General features: G+C 70.6%; 18 protein-coding genes. 11 read left to right on the forward strand and 7 right to left on the reverse strand.

Features of this window, described 5'->3' with window-relative positions; genetic code table 11:
• Nucleotide 1: 1 nt before the first annotated feature.
• On the reverse strand, nucleotides 2–877 hold the full coding sequence (locus OHB49_RS36480; protein WP_329165161.1) for a metallophosphoesterase family protein: 876 nt from the start codon (nucleotides 875–877) through the stop codon (nucleotides 2–4).
• Nucleotides 878–1,014: 137 nt separating this feature from the next.
• Here OHB49_RS36480 and OHB49_RS36485 point away from each other — a divergent pair, with 137 nt between their 5' ends.
• Nucleotides 1,015–2,007, forward strand: coding sequence for an aldo/keto reductase (locus OHB49_RS36485; RefSeq protein WP_326813817.1), 993 nt, complete (start codon nucleotides 1,015–1,017; stop codon nucleotides 2,005–2,007).
• 22 nt (nucleotides 2,008–2,029) lie between these two features.
• Here the strand turns inward: OHB49_RS36485 and OHB49_RS36490 are convergent, their stop codons facing one another.
• Together OHB49_RS36490 and OHB49_RS36495 are read right to left on the reverse strand one after the other, a co-directional pair.
• Nucleotides 2,030–2,425 carry a nitroreductase family deazaflavin-dependent oxidoreductase gene (locus tag OHB49_RS36490; RefSeq protein WP_329165163.1) on the reverse strand — a complete coding sequence of 132 codons (396 nt, stop codon included), beginning with the start codon at nucleotides 2,423–2,425 and terminating at the stop codon, nucleotides 2,030–2,032.
• Nucleotides 2,426–2,563: 138 nt separating this feature from the next.
• Entirely contained in the window at nucleotides 2,564–3,484 is a 921-nt protein-coding gene (locus OHB49_RS36495; RefSeq protein WP_329165164.1) for a UbiA family prenyltransferase, read from the reverse strand.
• Nucleotides 3,485–3,526: 42 nt separating this feature from the next.
• Between OHB49_RS36495 and OHB49_RS36500 the strand changes: the two genes are divergently transcribed.
• The 3 genes from OHB49_RS36500 to OHB49_RS36510 are packed head-to-tail and all read left to right on the forward strand — an operon-like array spanning nucleotide 3,527 to nucleotide 6,130.
• Nucleotides 3,527–4,591 (forward strand): type III polyketide synthase, encoded by a 1,065-nt coding sequence (locus OHB49_RS36500; RefSeq protein ID WP_030977389.1) that lies wholly within the window; start codon nucleotides 3,527–3,529, stop codon nucleotides 4,589–4,591.
• 7 nt (nucleotides 4,592–4,598) lie between these two features.
• Entirely contained in the window at nucleotides 4,599–5,120 is a 522-nt protein-coding gene (locus tag OHB49_RS36505; protein ID WP_329165165.1) for an isoprenylcysteine carboxyl methyltransferase family protein, read from the forward strand.
• Complete coding sequence (locus OHB49_RS36510; RefSeq protein WP_329165166.1) at nucleotides 5,117–6,130, forward strand: NAD(P)/FAD-dependent oxidoreductase; 1,014 nt, start codon at nucleotides 5,117–5,119, stop codon at nucleotides 6,128–6,130. The genes OHB49_RS36505 and OHB49_RS36510 overlap by 4 nt, the downstream gene beginning before the upstream one ends.
• 54 nt (nucleotides 6,131–6,184) lie before the next feature.
• Here the strand turns inward: OHB49_RS36510 and lepB are convergent, their stop codons facing one another.
• Complete coding sequence (lepB, locus tag OHB49_RS36515) at nucleotides 6,185–6,802, reverse strand: signal peptidase I (protein WP_329165167.1); 618 nt, start codon at nucleotides 6,800–6,802, stop codon at nucleotides 6,185–6,187.
• A gap of 155 nt (nucleotides 6,803–6,957) precedes the next feature.
• Complete coding sequence (locus OHB49_RS36520; protein ID WP_234432995.1) at nucleotides 6,958–7,530, reverse strand: hypothetical protein; 573 nt, start codon at nucleotides 7,528–7,530, stop codon at nucleotides 6,958–6,960.
• Nucleotides 7,531–7,926: 396 nt separating this feature from the next.
• Here OHB49_RS36520 and OHB49_RS36525 point away from each other — a divergent pair, with 396 nt between their 5' ends.
• Both OHB49_RS36525 and OHB49_RS36530 read left to right on the forward strand, forming a co-directional pair.
• Nucleotides 7,927–8,850: an SDR family oxidoreductase gene (locus tag OHB49_RS36525; RefSeq protein ID WP_329165169.1), complete on the forward strand. Its 924-nt coding sequence runs from the start codon at nucleotides 7,927–7,929 to the stop codon at nucleotides 8,848–8,850.
• A 1-nt stretch (nucleotide 8,851) separates the two neighbouring features.
• The gene (locus tag OHB49_RS36530) at nucleotides 8,852–9,718 is read left to right on the forward strand and encodes a MaoC/PaaZ C-terminal domain-containing protein (protein ID WP_329165170.1); all 867 of its coding nucleotides are present in this window, start codon (nucleotides 8,852–8,854) and stop codon (nucleotides 9,716–9,718) included.
• Between the two features lie 92 nt (nucleotides 9,719–9,810).
• On the opposite strand, the gene OHB49_RS36535 is transcribed toward OHB49_RS36530, so the two are convergent.
• Both OHB49_RS36535 and OHB49_RS36540 read right to left on the reverse strand, forming a co-directional pair.
• Nucleotides 9,811–10,605 carry an acyl-CoA thioesterase domain-containing protein gene (locus OHB49_RS36535; RefSeq protein WP_329165171.1) on the reverse strand — a complete coding sequence of 265 codons (795 nt, stop codon included), beginning with the start codon at nucleotides 10,603–10,605 and terminating at the stop codon, nucleotides 9,811–9,813.
• Nucleotides 10,606–10,725: 120 nt separating this feature from the next.
• Nucleotides 10,726–11,358 (reverse strand): TetR/AcrR family transcriptional regulator, encoded by a 633-nt coding sequence (locus OHB49_RS36540; RefSeq protein WP_329165172.1) that lies wholly within the window; start codon nucleotides 11,356–11,358, stop codon nucleotides 10,726–10,728.
• 308 nt (nucleotides 11,359–11,666) lie between these two features.
• Between OHB49_RS36540 and OHB49_RS36545 the strand changes: the two genes are divergently transcribed.
• The 5 genes from OHB49_RS36545 (at nucleotide 11,667) to OHB49_RS36565 (ending at nucleotide 18,214) form a co-directional block, all read left to right on the forward strand.
• Entirely contained in the window at nucleotides 11,667–12,839 is a 1,173-nt protein-coding gene (locus OHB49_RS36545; protein WP_329165173.1) for an acyl-CoA dehydrogenase family protein, read from the forward strand.
• Nucleotides 12,836–13,990, forward strand: coding sequence for an acetyl-CoA acetyltransferase (locus OHB49_RS36550; RefSeq protein WP_329165174.1), 1,155 nt, complete (start codon nucleotides 12,836–12,838; stop codon nucleotides 13,988–13,990). The genes OHB49_RS36545 and OHB49_RS36550 overlap by 4 nt, the downstream gene beginning before the upstream one ends.
• A gap of 5 nt (nucleotides 13,991–13,995) precedes the next feature.
• Nucleotides 13,996–14,394 carry a Zn-ribbon domain-containing OB-fold protein gene (locus tag OHB49_RS36555; RefSeq protein WP_329165175.1) on the forward strand — a complete coding sequence of 133 codons (399 nt, stop codon included), beginning with the start codon at nucleotides 13,996–13,998 and terminating at the stop codon, nucleotides 14,392–14,394.
• A complete protein-coding gene (locus OHB49_RS36560; RefSeq protein WP_329165177.1) occupies nucleotides 14,391–16,520 on the forward strand; it encodes an acetate--CoA ligase family protein in 2,130 nt (709 codons plus the stop codon). The genes OHB49_RS36555 and OHB49_RS36560 overlap by 4 nt, the downstream gene beginning before the upstream one ends.
• 365 nt (nucleotides 16,521–16,885) lie before the next feature.
• A complete protein-coding gene (locus tag OHB49_RS36565; RefSeq protein WP_326743843.1) occupies nucleotides 16,886–18,214 on the forward strand; it encodes an MFS transporter in 1,329 nt (442 codons plus the stop codon).

The raw sequence follows: 18,214 nt of genomic DNA on the forward strand, positions 1-18,214 counted from the left end.
TTCAGGGGGTGTCGCCGGACGGCCATGGCGGCAGCCGGACCGTCCGCAGTGGCTCGCGCGGCGGGCGGGCCCGCCACTCGCGCGGGTAGCCGATCGACACCTCCTCGAACCGCACTCCGTCGTGATGGGTCACCCGCGGGATGTGCAGATGCCCGTAGATCACCGCCGCGGCACGGAAGCGGCGATGCCAGTCCCGGGTGAGCTCCGTCCCGCACCACTGCGCGAACTCCGGGTGCCGCAGCACGTCCGTCGGTTCACGCACCAGCGGGTAGTGGTTCACCAGGACCGTGCGGTGGTCCTCGGGGATGCCGGCCAGCCGCAGCTCGGTCTCCCGTACCCGCGCCCGGCACCAGTCGTCGCGCGTCGGGTACGGATCGGGGTGGAGGAAGTGCTCGTCGGCGCAGACGACCCCGGCCCTGTGGGCGACGGCGAGGGACTCGTCCCGGGTGGTCGCGCCGGGGGCGCGGAACGTGTAGTCGTAGAGCAGGAAGAGGGGGGCGACGGTCACCGGCCCGTCCGCGTCCTCCCACACCGGATAGGGATCCTCGGGGGTGAGGACGCCCAGGCTTCGGCAGAGGTCGACCAGGTGCAGGTAGCGTGCCTCGCCCCGCAGTCGCACGGGATCGCTCGGGTGGGTCCACAGCTCGTGGTTCCCGGGGACCCAGACGACTCTCGCGAAGCGCTCGCTGAGCAGCGTCATTGCCCGCTCGACATCGGCGACCTTCTCGCCGACATCACCTGCGACGATGAGCCAGTCGGCGTCGGTGCCGGGGTGCAGGGACGAGACGATGTCACGGTTGTCCGCGTACGCGACGTGCAGGTCGCTGACCGCCAGCAGGTGTCCGTTCAGGGCAAGAACTCCTCGCTCCGTAAGCATCGCCCGGCAGCCACTCTATCGGCATGCCGCACGAGGCGGCCGATAGCCTTTCGGGGAACCGGTGTTCGAGCGGGGCGGCGGTTCGGGGCAGTCATGTGCTCGGCCGCCCCCCAGCGGCCCATGCGTACCGGCGTAGCATGATCCCCATGGAACAGCGCACTCTGGGCAGGACCGGACAGGACGTATCCGTCGTCGGGCAGGGCACCTGGCAGCTCGGCGGTGACTGGGGCGAGGTGCAGGAGGCGGACGCCTTCGGTGTCCTGGACGCGGCGGTCGAGTCGGGCGTCACCTTCTTCGACACGGCGGACGTGTACGGCGACGGCCGCAGCGAACAGCTCATCGGCCGCTATCTGAAGGACCGCCCGGACGCCGGTGTGTTCGTCGCCACCAAGATGGGGCGGCGTGCCGACCAGGTACCGGAGAACTACGTCCTCGACAACTTCCGTGCCTGGAACGACCGCTCGAGGGCCAACCTCGGCGTCGACACGCTCGACCTCGTGCAGCTGCACTGCCCGCCCACCGCGGTCTACTCCTCGGACGAGGTCTACGACGCGCTCGACACCCTCGTCGCCGAGCAGCGGATCGCCGCCTACGCGGTGAGTGTCGAGACGTGCGCCGAGGCGCTCACCGCCATCGCCCGACCCGGCGTCGCGAGCGTCCAGATCATCCTCAACCCGTTCCGCCTCAAGCCGCTCGACGAAGTCCTTCCGGCTGCCCGTGCGGCGGGTGTGGGCATCATCGCGCGGGTCCCGCTCGCCTCCGGACTGCTCTCGGGGAAGTACACCAAGGACACCGTCTTCGCCCCCGAGGACCACCGCTCGTACAACCGGCATGGCGAGGCGTTCGACCAGGGCGAGACCTTCTCCGGCATCGAGTACGGGAACGGGGTGGCCGCGGCCGCCGAGTTCGCCGAACTCGCACCACAGGGGGCGACACCGGCCCAGACCGCACTGCGCTGGATCATCCAGCAGCCCGGAGTCACCAGCGTCATCCCCGGCGCGCGCTCAGTCGAGCAGGCCCGTGCCAACGCGGCGGCGGCATCGCTTCCGCCGTTGCCGCAGAGCACCCTGGACGCGGTACGGGACCTCTACGACCGCCGGATCCGCGCGGAGGTCCACCACCGCTGGTAGCCGGAAGGCGCGGCCGGCCCGGTCAGCCCGTGAGATCGACCCGTACGGTCAGCAGGTTCGTGCCGACCGCCCGGACCGTGGCGCTGTTCAGGCGCGGCAACGTCCTGAGCCGTGCGCGGGCGTCGTCCTGCGGGACCAGGTGGGCGGTCCCGGCATGCCAGCGTCCCTGGATCCGGACCCTGACCTGCGGGTCGGCCTGAATGTTGCGTACGTACTGCGACTTCTCGCCGTACTCCGAGACCAGCCAGAACTCGTTGCCGACGCGGCGTCCGCCGACCGGCGTCCGGCGGGGGAGTCCGGAGGTGCGCCCCGTGGTCTCCAGGAGTGTCTGACGCGGCAACTGTCGGACCATCGGATTGCCGATCCGCCGCTGGAACGACGTGACGGCCCGGAACTTCATCTCGTGATACCTCGACATGCGTGACTCTCCCCGTCGGTGCCGGTGACCCTCGCCGGAGGCCAACCTACGGGACAGCGCTTGAGGGCTGCCCCGTATCCGGCACAGCCCTTGGCCGACGTGCCCGGCGGGGCACAGGATCCGGCGGCGTCCGTGTGATCAGCTCAGAGACGTACCACGCGCGACCAGCAGGGCGATGTCGGCCCCGGCCAGGCCGAGCGTGGCCAGGAACGGCAGACGGCTGTCGGGGGAGGTGCCCAGCGGGAGGCACAGGACGACGGCCAGCGCCCCGGTCACCGTGAGGCCGCCCCAGCCCATGGCGTCCGGCGGTCCGGGCGGGCCGAGAACGAGGACGGCCGAGGCCGCGAGCAGCGCGAGTGCCGCGGCGGTACGGGACCGGCGCCGGCCCAGACGCTGGGGCAGGCCCCGGACGCCCGCGGTCAGGTCGGTATCGATGTCGGGGAGGACGTTGGTGAAGTGTGCACCCACCCCGAGGAGGGCACCCGCGGTCACCACCCAGGCGGCCGGCCAGGGGTGGCCCGGCAGCGCGAGGGTGAGGAAGGCGGGCAGAAGTCCGAAGGCCAGCGCGTAGGGCAGCCACGACCACCGCGTCCGTTTGACGCCGAGGTTGTACGACCATGCGGCGGCCACCCCGATCAGATGCGCGCCGCCCGCCGCAGCGCCGTTCGCGAGGGACAGGGGAGCGCACAGCGCGAGCGCAGCACACGCCGCGACCGACACGCTGCGCATCTGCACCTCGCCCGCCACGAGCGGCTTGTCGCGCCGGTGTGCCGCGGTGTCCCGCGCGAGGTCGATGCGGTCATTGCTCCAGCCGACGGAGAGCTGTCCGGTGAGCACGGCCAGGGCGACCAGACAGCTGCCGAACGCGTCGCGCCCCGCTGCGACGCCCAGGGCGGTGATCAGGGCGGTCACGGCCAGCGCGGGGGCCGGGTGGGCCGACAGGAGGAGCGCCAAGGCGCCGCGGCCGAGGCCACCCGCACGCGCTGCCGCCTCCGCCGGTACGGGTGCCGGCGAGGGCGGTGCGGCCGACAAGGAGTGCGACTGAAAAGTCTGATTCATGATGTTCGATCAAAACATCCCTTCCGCACCTATGGTGACGGCATGACGCGAATCATCGCGATCCATGGTGTGCTCCCGCCGCACCGGTACGAGCAGTCCGGGATCACCGACGCCTTCGCCGACATGTGCCTGCCTCCGGGCGCGGACCGCGGCGTGCTGGAACGCCTGCACCGGTCCGCCGGCGTACGCGGCCGCCATCTGGCACTGCCCCTGGAACGGTACGCCGCGCTGAGCGGTTTCGGCGAGGCCAACGACGCGTTCATCGATGTCGCCCTGGAGCTCGGGGAACAGGCCGTACGCGGCGCCCTGGACCGGTCGGGCCTGGACCCGGGCGACATCGACCTGGTCATCTCCACCTCCGTCACCGGCATCGCCGCCCCGTCCCTGGAGGCGCGGCTCGCCGGACGGATCGGCTTGCGGTCCGATGTGAAACGCGTACCGATCTTCGGGCTCGGCTGCGTGGCCGGGGCAGCCGGCCTCGCGCGGCTCCACGACTACCTCGAGGGCCACCCCGGCCAGGTCGCGCTGCTGCTCTCCGTCGAACTCTGTTCGCTGACCCTGCAACGTGCCGACACATCCGTGCCGAACCTGGTGGCGGGCGCGCTGTTCGGTGACGGCGCCGCTGCCGTCCTCGCGGTCGGCCGGGACCACCCGCACCGTCAGGAACGGTCCGGGCCCGTCGTGGTCGCGACCCGCAGCAGCCTCTACCCCGGCACCGAACGCACACTGGGCTGGGACATCGGCGACCAGGGCTTCCGGATCGTACTCGGCGCCGACCTCCCGAATCTGGTACGTGAGACCCTGGGCGACGAGGTGCACTCCTTCCTCTCCGACCACGACCTCAAGACGCAGGACGTGACGGCCTGGATCTGCCACCCGGGCGGCCCCCAGGTACTCGAAGCCGTACGCGAGACGCTGGATCTGCCTGCCCGCGCACTGGAACTGGCCTGGCGTTCGCTGGCCGAGGTCGGCAATCTGTCCTCCGCCTCCGTCCTGCATGTCCTCAGGGACACTCTGGCGCTCCGCTCACCACCGCCCGGAACTCCCGGACTCCTCCTTGCGATGGGGCCCGGCTTCTGCACCGAACTCGTCCTGCTCCGCTGGTAGCCGCCCCGTGATCCCTTACACCGTCCTCGTCCTTCTGGTCGCCGTCGAGCGCCTCGCCGAACTCGTCACCGCCCGGCGCAATGCCGCCTGGAGCCGGCGCCACGGCGCAGCGGAGTACGGGCAGGGCCACTACCCCGTCATGGTCGCCCTCCACACCGGACTGCTGGCCGGCTGCCTGGCGGAGACCTGGCTCGGCGGCCGACCCTTCCTGCCCGCACTCGGCTGGCCGATGCTCGCCCTGGCCCTGGGCGCCCAGGGCCTGCGCTGGTGGTGCATCACCACGCTGGGGCTGCGCTGGAACACCCGCGTCATCGTGGTGCCGGACCTGCCGCTCGTCACCGCCGGACCGTACCGGTGGCTGAGCCACCCCAACTACGTCGCCGTGATCGCCGAGGGCGTCGCACTGCCGCTCGTCCACACCAACTGGCTCACCGCGACCGCCTTCACCCTGCTCAACCTGCCGCTCCTCGCGACCCGCGTACGGTGCGAGAACACCGCCCTCGCCGGGGCCGCACCGGCGGCGCCGTGATCGACCTGCTGGTCGTCGGCGGCGGACCCGCCGGCCTCGCCACCGCGATCCACGCCGCCGAGGCCGGGCTCGAAGCGGTGGTCGCCGAACCGCGCCCCACCCCGATCGACAAGGCCTGCGGCGAGGGGCTCATGCCGGGCGCCGTGAACGCTCTGGCCGGATTAGGCGTCACCGTCGCCGGACACCCGCTGCGCGGAATCCGCTACCTCGACGACCGCCACCGGGCAGAAGCCCGCTTCGCGCCCGGCCCCGGTCGCGGTGTCCGCCGCACCGAACTGCAGACCGCCCTGGCCGGCCGCGCCGCGGAACTCGGCGTGCGGGTGATTCCCGTGCGGTCGGACAGCATCCGGCAGAGCGCCGACAGCGTGTACGCCGCAGGCGTCACCGCCCGCTACCTGGCCGCAGCCGACGGCCTGCACTCACCGATCAGACGCCAACTCGGCCTGGACCTGCCGGACCCACGCCCCGCGAGGTTCGGACTGCGCCGCCACTTCGCGATCGAGCCCTGGACGGACTGCGTCGAGGTGCACTGGTCACCACGGGCCGAGGCCTATGTCACCCCGCTGGGCCCACGCCTGGTCGGCGTCGCCGTCCTGACCACGGAACGCGGCCCGTTCGACGGCCACTTGGCCCGCTTCCCCCTCCTGGCCCGCCGGCTGCCTGCGAGCGCCACCACACCGGTGCGTGGCGCCGGACCACTGCGCCAGCGGGTCGGCTCCCGCGTGGCAGGACGGGTCCTGCTGGTCGGGGACGCCGCCGGGTACATCGACGCACTGACCGGTGAAGGAGTCTCGCTTGCTCTCGCCGGAGCCGCTCAACTGGTGCGCTGCGTCCGGGACGACCGGCCGCAGGCGTACGAGCGGGCGTGGCGCAAGGTCTCCCGGCGCCACCGCCTGCTCACCGAATCGCTGCTCCTGGCCCGGCAGCACCCGCGACTGGCCCGCCGCATCGTCCCGACCGCGAGCCGTCTCCCCGCGGCCTTCACCAACCTGGTCAACCAGCTGGCCTGAGGAGCGTGGTCCGGCAGCGTCCAGCGTCCACCCGGGCCGGACCGTCGCGACGGGCTACGCCACGGGGTGTGCGATCAGCGCGGGTGGCGCCGGCCGGCGCCGCCGCTTCAACCAGCCGACCAACGTGCAGACGGCACCCGCGAGGGCAAGAACCACGCCGAGCAGCACGCCCAGTCCCAGCACCACCGGCGCGGTGGCATCGTCGAGCACCCGGCCCCGCACGGCCGTCACGGGTACGGTCCCGGGGTCCCCGCTCGCGAAGTAGCGCGAGTCGTAGGAGTTCGCACGATGGTCGCCGAGAAGGAACATCTGCCCGGCCGGTACCTTCACGTCGTACGGTCCGTGCCCGCCGTCGACCTCTCCGTCCTTCAGATAGGGCTCCTTGAGCGGGGCGTCGTCGACCGTCAGGCGTGTGCCGTCGAAGACCACATGGTCGCCCCCCAGACCGATGACGCGCTTCAGCACCGGCTTGCCCTCGAACCGCTCCGGCACGCCGAAGAGCACGACATCGCCTCGCCGTACCTTCGCGCCGGACGTCCTCGCGATGAGAATGCGGTCGCCCGGAGCGTAGGTGGGCTCCATCGACCCGCCGGAGAAGGTGACCATCGTGTAGCCGCTACGGACGGTCCAGAGCGCGCCCGCTGCCAGCACGATCCCCAGGACGGCAAGCACAGTCCCCGTGATCAACAACCCACGCCCAGCGTGCCGCATCCGCCGATCTCCCCTCAGACCCTCACTCCAGCCAGGTGGCTGCAGCGACACCGTAGAGGGTCTCTCCCGACGGGACCGCAGAGGGGTCGGGCGGACCGCCGGGCCGGGGAGTGCCGCTAATCCAAGCCGGATACCTGGAAAACCGTCTGGGCCGTCCGGCGGTCGATACGCTCCCCGAGCTGACGCAGCGCCGTCACCCCGCAGAGCAGCGTCCCGCGCTCCACGCAGGCGCGGGTGTCCTGGTCCAGCCGGTGCCACAGTGCCGGGTTGGCGACGAACACCCGCGGGTCGACCTCGACCCGGCAGCCATCGGCGTCGCGGAGCACCAGACGTTGCGAGACGCCGTCGGACCAGCGGACGGAGACCAGTCGGTCCGTACGCACCGTGTGAGCGCGCAGCAGGCCGCGCGAGGAGAGCCACCCGGCGCCCGCGCGGACCCGTGGTGGCACCAGGACCACGAACAGCGTCGTGGCGAGGGCTGCCCACAGCAGGAAGCGCAGCCAGGTGAGCCGGCCGGCGGCCGCGTCGACCGCCAGCAGGAGCCCCAGGAGCGAGGAGGCGCAGCCGACCGCGAAGCGCACGTGGCCGGCCCAGTCCTCGTCGTACGCCGTCGTACCCGGGGGAGGCAGGACGCGGCCGCGACGGCCGGAGCGGCCGTCGGGCACTGCGCGGGTGATGCGTCGTTCCATGGCGCTGAGGCTAAGGACGGCGAGTCGGCCGGTCATCGTGTCTTGACGAAGTGCTGATGCCGGTGCCGCATGTCCTGACGCATGCCTGACGGTCGCCCGGCAGCCGGCGCAAAGGGCGCGTGAAGACGCAGCCGGTCGGAGCCGACAGCTCGCCAGGTTCGGGCGTGATCGGCCAGCGGCCGTGCGGTCTGATCGGACCTGAACAGAAGGGGCCCGCTCGACGTCCGCTGTGAGGACCGAGCCGCACCGAGGGGTGGCCGTACGTCCGAAGTTGCCGCGCGTGCAGGAGGGTTGACATCCGGCTACCGCACCGAGACGCTTTTTAGAAAGTGATTCTATGATTGGCCGGCTCGCTGAAGCGCCGGGCCGGCGCGGAGTTGCGGACGGGAGAGGCGTATGGGTGGCGTCGTGGAGGGCCGGGTCGTCGTTGTCACAGGGGCGGCACGTGGGATCGGACGCGGGCACGCGCTGGAGTTCGCCCGGCAGGGCGCGAAAGTGGTGGTCAACGATCTGGGCGCGGAGGTCGATGGATCCGGTTCCTCGTCCGGACCCGCGGGCGAGGTCGTGACGCAGATCCGCGAGGCCGGCGGTGAGGCCGTTGCCAACGGTGACGACGTGTCCGACTTCGAAGGCGCTCGCAGGCTGGTGGAGTCCGCGATCAGGCACTTCGGCGACCTGAATGTGCTGGTCAACAATGCCGGCATCTTGCGCGACCGGATGCTGGTGAACATGAGCGCCGAGGAGTGGGACGCGGTGATCAGGGTGCACCTGCGCGGTACGTTCGGTCCACTGCGGCATGCGGCGGCCTATTGGCGGTCGCAGGCGAAGGCCGGCGTGCAGGTCGATGCCCGGGTCATCAACACGACGTCCTCGTCAGGTATCTATGGAAACCCGGGGCAGGCGAACTATGGAGCGGCCAAGGCAGGGATCGCGGGGCTGACCGTGATCGCCTCCCGGGAGCTGGAGCGCTACGGCGTCGCGGTGAACGCCGTGGCACCGGCTGCGCTCACCCGTATGACGGAGGGGCTGCGGTCGGACCGCACGGTGGCGGAGCCCGGCACCTTCGACCCGTCGGCGCCGGAGAACATAGCTCCGCTGGTCGTCTGGCTGGCGGGTCCCTCGGCGCGAGGCATCACCGGTCGGGTCTTCAACGTGCGCGGCGGCCTGATCAGCGTTGCGGAGGGCTGGCATGCGGGGCCGGCCGCTGACAACGAATCACGCTGGGAACAATCACAACTGGACAGGGTGATACCGGCGTTGGTCGACAAGGCCCGTCCGAACGCGCTGCAGAACGGCCGGGCGCCGGGGGAGGACCGCTGACGTGCCCCTCGACCACAGTGTGATCGGCATCGAGTCCCCACCGGTCGAGCGGACCTGGACCTCCAAGGACACCCTGCTCTACGCGGTCGGGGTCGGAGCCGGGCTGGACGACCCGCTGCGGGAACTGGCCTTCACCACGGAGAACTCGCACGGCATCGGCCAGCAGGTTCTGCCGACGTTCGCCGTGCTGGCCGCGCAGGGGGGCCGCAGCCGGAGCATCGGCGAGTTCGACCCGGCGATGCTCGTACACGCGGAGCAGTCCTTCGACCTGCATCGGCCCCTGCCGCCGGCGGGGACCGTGCGTGTCACCTCGAAGATCACCGGGATGTACGACAAGGGATCCGGTGCGCTGGTGACCAGCGAGGCGGTGGCCGTGGATCCGGGCACGGGCGATCCGGTGATCACTTCGCGCAGTGCCGTCTTCATCCGGGGGGAGGGCGGCTTCGGCGGTGACCGGGGGCCGCGTGACAGCTGGCCGGAGCCCGGTCGTGAGCCGGACCACCGGATCACCTGCCCGACCAGACCGGAGCAGGCACTGCTGTACCGGCTTTCCGGTGACCGCAATCCACTGCACTCCGATCCCGCGTTTGCCGCGAAGGCCGGATTCGAGCGTCCGATCCTGCACGGCCTGTGCACCTTCGGGGTGACCGGACGTGCCCTGTTGCACACGTTGGCGGAATCGGATCCGTCCCGGTTCGTCTCCATGTCGGGCCGGTTCAGCAGGCCGGTCCGTCCCGGCGAGTCGCTGACGGTGTCCATCTGGAGGGACGGTGACACCGCGCAGTTCCGTACCACCAAGGCCGACGGAACAGTCGTGATCGATCGCGGACGGGCCGCCGTCCGCGGGGCGGGCGGTCCTGGCGCCTGACGGCCCGTCGCTCCGGGGTGACGCCGTCGGACGCCGTCCGCGGAGACGGCGCGGCCATGGTGTCGCCCCGGGTACGGTCCGGCGGACACCGGTCAGGTGCCGGCCCTGAGGTTGGCAATCGCGGTGGTCATGCAGTAGCCGATCGGGCCTGCGGTGTCGTGCAGTGTGCAGTGCCCGACGGCGACCCCGTCCTCGCTGGTGTGGGCGGCGGACTCCAGCCCGATGGCGTCGCTGAGGGGGAGTCTGCTCAGGCACAGGGTGTAGTCGGCATTGATGAACTGCAGCCCGGTGTCGCCGGCATGGGCGAGCGGACTGGCCGTGTCGGCGGCGAGCGCTGCCCGCACGAACGGCGAGAGCGACTCGCCGGCGACCAGTTCGCACGATTCCCGCAGCCAGGCCCGGCGCCTGCCGCTTCCCTGCCCACCGTCCCGCGCAGGCGTGTTGTGCTCGTCGAACTTCCAGACCGTCCAGGCCCCTTCGCGCGGTGCGGGCAGTTCTTCAGGTGCGGGTGCGTCCCAGGGCGGTGTGGCAGGGACATGGCCCGGCGGCTGCTCGCTGCGCCGCAGCAGCACGGCGCTGGCCCGCGCGACGACGCCGTCGGCGCCGTGCACGGTCGCGTCGGCGACCCGGATGCGACGGCCGTCGCGCACCCGGAGGGTTTCCACCCGCACCGGCGCCATCGGCGCGTTGCGGAACAGGTCGACGGTCAGCCGGGTGAAGTGCAGTCCCTCGGCGGCGTGTTCGCGCTCCAGGGCCCGGGCCGCCAGCGCGCCGAGCAGCCTGCCGTGCATCATGCCGGGCGCCCACCAACTGCGCGCGTGGGGGGCGGGGACGAATACATCTCCGGCACCGGTGAAGAAGGCCTCCTGCTGTTCGGCCTGGGCCACGGGCGTTTCCTTCCTGGAGAACCGACGTGTCGACGTGTCGATGTACCGGGCTGCGCACCGTAGGGATGCCGGTGCACCGGCCGGCCGGTAGCCGTGCGGTCCCGATGTTCCGACCGCTGGTCAGGTGTCCTGGCCGGGTGAGCCGAGTCGGCGGATCAGCACGATCGCGGCTTCGGTGATCTTGTTGGCCTGGCGCTTGTTCGGGCACGTCGCGATCTCGCGTCCCGCTTCCCCGATGATCGTGGTCAGCACCGCCACCGCGAGCCGGTCGACCGAGTCGATGCCGGCGCCGAGCAGCACCGCGTTCTGCCGGACCCACTCCCGGCTGCGTGTGCGCCGGACCAGTTCGAACCCCGGTGGCCCGTCGCCGTCCATGAAGAGCCTGGCCAGATCGCGGCGCTGCCAGGAGCCCTCGAGAAATGCACGGGCGCCCACGACGAACAGATCGAGCGGGTCCTCGCCCTCGCCCGCGGCTCGGGCCGCGGCGACCGCGGTCACCGCGTTCTGCTCATGGGCGGCCTGGTGTTCCTCCCACAGAGCGAGGAAGAGCTCGGTCTTCCCGCCGAAGTGGTGGTAGAGGCTGCCCACGCTGGACCCGGCGCGTTCCACCACCCCGGCGATGCTCGCCTCGGCGAAGCCCTGCTCGCAGAACACCTCACGCGCGGCGTTCAGCAACACCCGGCGGGTCTCCGCGGTGCGGCTCCACTGCCAGGCGTTCCCGCCGGCTGCGGCGCTGCTCGCGCTTCGTGCCATGGGATCCCCTCCTTGCCTTCGTTGACGGGCACCGACACGGTCCACCGTACCGAATCCAATCTTAGAATTGCCGTCGAGGATGTTGCGTCGATGTTTCGTCACGCTTCCTTGATCGTCGCGCCCGCCGTGGTGGCGCGGATACGCAAGTTACCGCCAGGGGTGGCCGGTTGTACGTGAACCGGCTTGCGGCAGGTGTCTTGACACGCTCGTCCGGCCGGGCGCAGGCTGAGCCAATTCCTAGAGTTCCGTTCTAGAAAAGGACCCCGGGTGGTCGCCCGCGCGTCCTGAGAAGGAAAGGACACCGCTCGATGGTCGATTTCTCCCTCAGTGTCGAGGAACGTCAGATCCGGGACACGGTCCGCGCGTTCATCTCCAAGGAGGTGATGCCGCTGGAACAGGAGGTGCTGCGCAACGAACGGGCGGGCGTTCCCGCGATCGCCGTGGATGTCCTGGCCGAGCTGCGGGCCAAGGCCCGCGGGGCGGGCTTCTGGGGAATGAACACGCCCGAGGAGTACGGCGGGATGAACCTGGGCGCCGTCATGTCCGCGATCCTGGCGATGGAGACCGGCAGGACGTACGTTCCCTTCAGCTTCGGCGGCTCGGCGGACAACATCCTCTACAGCTGCAACGACGAGCAGAAGCAGCGCTACCTCATCCCGACGATCGAGGGCGAGCGGCGGTCCTGCTTCGCGATCACCGAGCCGGGAGCCGGATCCGACGCACGCAACATCCGTACCCGCGCGGTGCGCGAGGGCGGCGACTGGGTGATCAATGGGGAGAAGACCTTCATCACCGGCGGCAACGAGGCCGACTTCGTGATGGTGTTCGCCGTCACCGACCCGGACAAGGGCGCGGACGGCGGAGTGACCTGCTTCCTTGTCGACCGGGACATGGGCTGGAAGTCCGAACCGATCCCCACGATGGGCCAGTGGGGCCCGGCGGCACTGGTCTTCGACGACGTGCGTGTTCCTGACGAGAACGTACTCGGTGAAGTCGGCCGCGGCTTCGCGCTGGCGCTCCGGTGGATCGGCCAGGGCCGTTACATGATCCCGGCCCGCGCGATCGGTTCCGCCGAACGGATGCTGCAGATGGCGATCGACTACGCCAAGATCCGGCACTCCATGGGGAATCCGATCGCCGAGTACCAGGGGATCCAGTGGCAGATCGCGGACTCGCAGGTGGAGATCGAGTCCACGAAGTGGCTCACGCTGTACGCGGCTTGGCGGGTCCAGCAGGGCATGGACGCGCGCCACGCCTCCTCCATCGCCAAGCTCAACGGCGCGCTCATGGCCAACCAGGTCGTCGACCGCGTGCTGCAGATCCATGGCGGGATGGGCTACACCAAGGAACTGCCGATCGAGCGCTGGTACCGGGAGTTGCGACTGCTGCGAATATTCGAGGGCACCGACGAGATCCAGCGCCGCACCATCGCCCGCAACCTGCTCAAGGGCCATGTACGGCTGGGCGGGATCGGCGAATGAGGGCCCGCAGGCGCGCGGCCATCGTCGGGGTGGCCGAATCGGAAGTGGGCAGGACCCCGCACCTGACCGTGCTGTCTCAGCAGGCAAGGGCGAGCCGGGGGGCCCTGGCCGAGGCCGGGCTGGGTCCCAAGGACGTGGACGCCCTGTTCGTGGCCGGAAACTGGTCCTGGGCACCCGCGCTGACGCTGGCCGAGTATCTGGGACTCCAGCCGGACTACCTGGACGGCACCAACATCGGCGGATCGTCCTTCGAGGCCCACCTCGGCCATGCGGCGGCCGCCATCGATGCCGGGGTGATCGACGTCGCACTGATCACCTACGGCAGCACCCAGCGCAGCAACCGCTCACGCAACGCCCCACGGCCACCCGCGTCGCTCACCGAGCAGTTCGACCGGCCCTACGGGCTGCCGCAGCCGGTCGGCGCCTACGCGCTGGCGGCCAACCGCTACCTCCACCAGTACGGTGCGACCAGCGAGCAGCTGGCCGAAGTGGCGGTGAGCGCACGGCAGTGGGCGGCGCTCAACCCGGACGCGTACCACCGTCACCCGATCACGGTCGACGACGTGCTCGACTCGCCGATGATCAGCGATCCGCTGCACCTGCTGGACTGCTGCCTGGTCACCGATGGTGGCGGCGCGGTGGTCGTGGCGGCCGAGGACCGCTGGCCCGATGTGGACACCCATCCGGTCGTCGTGCTCGGCCACGGCGAGACCACTACGCACAGCAGCATCGCCCAGATGCCGGACCTGACCGTCACCGGTGCTGCCCGCTCGGGACCGACCGCGATGAAGATGGCCGACGTGACCCACGACGACCTCGACCTGCTGGAGATCTACGACTCCTTCACCATCACCGTCCTGCTGACCCTGGAGTCACTGGGGTTCTGCAAACCGGGCGAGGCCGGGGACTTCGTCGCCCGCGGCCGTACCGCCCCCGGTGGACCGGTGCCGATGAACACCAACGGCGGCGGTCTGTCCTACACGCACCCCGGCATGTACGGGATCTTCCTGCTCATCGAGGCGACCCGGCAGCTGCGGCACGACTTCGCCGGCGACCCGCGCCGTCAGGTCGACGGTGCCGGACTGGCCCTGGTGCACGGAACCGGCGGCGTCCTGTCGTCCACCTCGACCGTCGTACTCGGAAGGAGTTGATCAGCGTGGCGGACCTTGCTCCGGATGTCGAGACGAGGCCGTTCTGGGACGGCATAGCCGCGGGAGAGCTGCGCCTGCAGCGTTGCGGCGACTGCGGCCGTGCGGTGTTCTACCCGAGGGCGCTCTGCCCGCACTGCTTCGGTGACCGGTTGGAGTGGTTCACTTCGCCGGGAATCGGCACCGTCTACTCGTACACCGTCGCGCGCCGCGCCTTCAGCCCCTCCGCCGGAGAGCCTCCCTACACGGTTGCGCTGATCGACCTCGACGAGGGCGTGCGGATGATGTCCAGGATCGTCGGCGGGGACCGGGTAGGCATCGGCGACCGCGTCGAGCTGGAGATCACCCGCCTGGGTGGCGACGACTCTCCCGAGCTGCCGTGCTTCCGGGTGGTGGAGGCGATATGAGCGCGCCCACCACGCAAGCGGGTGCCGAGGCCATGCGCGCGCTGTTCGCCCCGAAGTCCATCGCCCTGGTCGGAGCCACCGACAAGTCGGGCTGGTCGCTGGCAACGTTCGACAACCTGCGCAACCACGGCTTCTCAGGACAGGTCCATCTGGTCAATCCACGCACCGAGATGGTGCACGGACAGCGCGCCCATCGCAGCCTCTCGGACATCGGCGAGCCGGTCGACATGGCCTATGTCATGGTGCCGACACCCGCTGTGCTTCCGGTACTTCGGGAAGGCGCCGGCCTGGGCATCCGGAGTTACGTGGTGCTCACCGCGGGCTTCGGCGAGACGGGTCCGGAGGGCAGGCGCCGGGAGGAGGAGATCCTCGACTTCGCACGCGAGAACCGGCTGACCGTACTGGGCCCGAACGGGAACGGCTACATCAACGCCACGGCCGGGACGACCCCTTACGGCCTGCCGATCCCGGCGCCGCTGCTCGGCGGGCAGGTGGGTGTGGTGCTGCAGAGCGGTGCCCTGGCCAGCTCCATACTCTCCTTCGCGCAGGCCCGGAACGTGGGGCTGAGCCTGCTCACTTCCATGGGCAACGAGACGATGGTGTCGGTCACCGACGTCATCGACTACTTGGTGGACGACCCGGCCACCAAGGTGATCGCATTGTTCCTGGAGTCCGTGCGCCACCCGGAACGGTTCGCCCGCGCCGCCCGCCGCGCCGCCCGGGCCGGCAAACCGATCGTGGCCCTCAAGATCGGGTCGAGCAAGATCGCCTCGCACACCGCGCAGGCCCACACCGGGGCGCTGGTGGGGGACGACCGCGTGATCGACGCCGCGTTCGGGCAGTTGGGTGTGGTCCGCGTCCGTTCGCTCGAGGATCTGATCATCACGTCCGGGCTGCTGGCCCAGGTCGGCCGGATCGACGGTCCGCGGATCGGTGTGGTGACGCCCTCGGGCGGGGCCTGCGAAGTCATCGCCGACCGGGCCGAGCAGGAGGGACTCGAGCTGCCGCCTTTCGCACCGGAGACGGTGGCGCGGCTGAAGGAGATCCTGCCCGGCTTCGCGACCGTGCAGAACCCTCTGGACGTCACCGGGTACGTGGTGGTGGACCGGACCCTGCTCGGCCGCGCGCTGGAGGTCGTCGCCGACGACCCGGGGATCGACGCGGTCATGCTGCTGTCCGACCTTCCCCGGGTGGTGCCGGCCGATCAGGCTCCGACACTGCTGCACTTCGGAGCCACCGCGCAGCGCATCCGCGACGCGAGCCGCCCGGTGATGGTGGCCAGCAACATCCTCACCGACATCACCGAATTCGGCCGTCATGTACAGGAGGAGACCGGCTTTCCGTACGTGGCCGGCGGGATCGAGCATGCGGTGACGGCGATCGGCGCGGCCGTGCGCTGGTCCCGGGAGTTGCCCCGGGCCGCCGCCGGCCCGGTGGGGCCCGCGCCGGACCCCCGGCCGGTGGTGCACGGCCCGACCTCCGGGGTGTGGACGGAGTACCGGGCTTCGCAGCTGCTCTGCGCCAACGGCATCCCGGTCGTGCCTTCCGCCCCGGCCGCAACGGTGGAGGAAGCGGTGGCGGCGGCCGACCGGTTCGGATACCCCGTGGTGCTCAAGGCGGTTGCCGACGGCCTCGGGCACAAGAGCGACATCGGTGGGGTCCGGCTGGGACTGGGAGGAGCCGACGAAGTGCGCCGGGCCCACCGCGACGTATCCGACGTCCTGCGGGAACGCGGACTTACGGGCATCGGGACCCTGGTGCAGCCGCAGCGCAGCAGCGGTGTGGAACTGCTCGTCGGCGTGGTCCGTGACCCCGCGTGGGGGCTGACCATGGCCGTCGGCCTCGGCGGCGTGTGGGTCGAGGTACTGCGGGACTCGGTGCTGCGGCTGTTGCCGGTCGGCGCCGACGACATACGCCGGGCGCTGGGGGAACTGCGCGGTGCCCGGCTGTTGGACGGCGCACGCGGCACCGAGCCCGCGGACCTCGACAAGGTCGCCGAGGTCATTGCCCGTATCGCCGGGCTCGCGGCCGGCCTGGGACCCGGTCTCGAATCACTGGAGGTCAACCCTCTTCTCGTGCAAGGGAGTCGGGTCGAAGCGCTGGACGCCCTGATCACCTGGAACTGAGCCGCACACCTGCGGCACCTGTCCGAGGGCCGCCGCGGTCGCCTGCTGCGACCGTGGCGGCCTTTGCCCTACCGGGGTCCCGCAGGTACCCGCATGCCCCGTTGCCGGGCCGTCGGTACAGGCCGGGTCGTGAGCGTGCGGCCCGGTTCCGAAGCAGCGCGGCCATGCGCCCTCCATCCCGACGGGGGAAGGCCACAGCCCCGGGACGCAGCCGGGAGACATGCACCGCCCTGCCCCTGGCACGGCAGCCCGAGATCGATCGAAATCGCATCACAGAGGGAAATTCTGTTCCGCGGCTCCGCCTGCGACCACGGGGCGGCACCGGTGGGACCAGCCGGAAATCCACTCGCAGAAAGGTCAGAGCGATGAAGCTCTCCTACGTACGCGAACTCGACGAATACCCGACCGGCGGGCGCCGGATGCGGATCCTCACCATGGCCGTCCTCGCCGTCCTGATCGGGTCCTACGAGGGGCAGATCGCCCCCGTGGTTCCGCTGCTGCTCAAAGACCTGCACATGTCCCTGGCCACCTACGGCACGGTGTCCGCACTGGCCACCGTTGCCGGTGCGCTCGCCTCGGTCCTCGGCGGGCGGCTCACCGACAACCTGGGCCGGGTGCGCCTGCTCATCCCGCTCATGCTGCTGACGACCGTCTGTTGCCTGGCGATGACCGCGGTCCACTCACCGACGCAGCTGATGCTGGCCCGAATCGCACTGTCCGTCATCGACGGAATGGCCATGGCCGGCACCGCCCCGCTGGTCCGCGACTTCTCGCCGCGGATGGGTCGCGCGCAGGCGTTCGGCTTCTGGACCTGGGGGCCTGTGGGGGCCAACTTCCTGGCCGCCGCGGTCGCGAGCGCCACTCTGCCGCTCTTCCACGACTCCTGGCGCTCTCAGTTCGTCATCATGGCCGCGCTCTCACTCGTGGTCTCCCTCGTGATCGCGTTCAACATCGCAGACCTCTCACCGCAGTTGCGCGCGCGTATCCAGCAGACCGAACGGCAGGCTTTCACACCGGACGGCCCCGGCACCGCGCCCCGGGCCCGAGATCTGCTCACCCACCGCACCATCTGGGCGCATGTCGTCGGCATCGGACTGTGGCTGATCCTCTACCTGACGCTCTCCCTGTACGGCCCGACCATGCTCGCACATTCCTTCGGCCTCGGCGCGGCCAACGCGTCGGGGATCATGTCGGTCTTCTGGGTACTCAATCTGCTCACCGTCGTGGTGAGCGGCCGGATCTCGGACCGGTTGCAGTTGCGCAAGCCGATCTGTGTGGCCGGCACGGCCGCGGCAGTGGCGATCACGGGCTATCTGGTGATGTTGATGGGTCGTCAGGACATTTCCCAACTCCATCTGATGCTCACCGGCGCGCTGCTGGGCGGCGCACTGGGTGTCGCGTACGGGCCGTGGATGGCGAACTTCTCCGAGGACGCCGAGGACATCGATCCGCGGCTGCAGGGCAGCGCCTGGGGCCTGTTCGGATTCGTCTCCAAGGGGGCGGCGGTCCTGGCCCTGTTCGCCGTGCCGCGCGTGGTGGAGAGCAGCAGCTGGCACACCTGGATGATCATCGCCATGTGCTGCATGGTGCTGTTCATCCCGGCGGTGCTGCTGTTCCACGGGCCGTGGCGGCGTACGGGCACCGAGGCGATGCCCGTGCTCGCGCCGACCGTGGGCAGGGGCGCGGCGGACTGA

The organism is Streptomyces sp. NBC_01717, assembly GCF_036248255.1.
Taxonomy (GTDB): domain Bacteria; phylum Actinomycetota; class Actinomycetes; order Streptomycetales; family Streptomycetaceae; genus Streptomyces.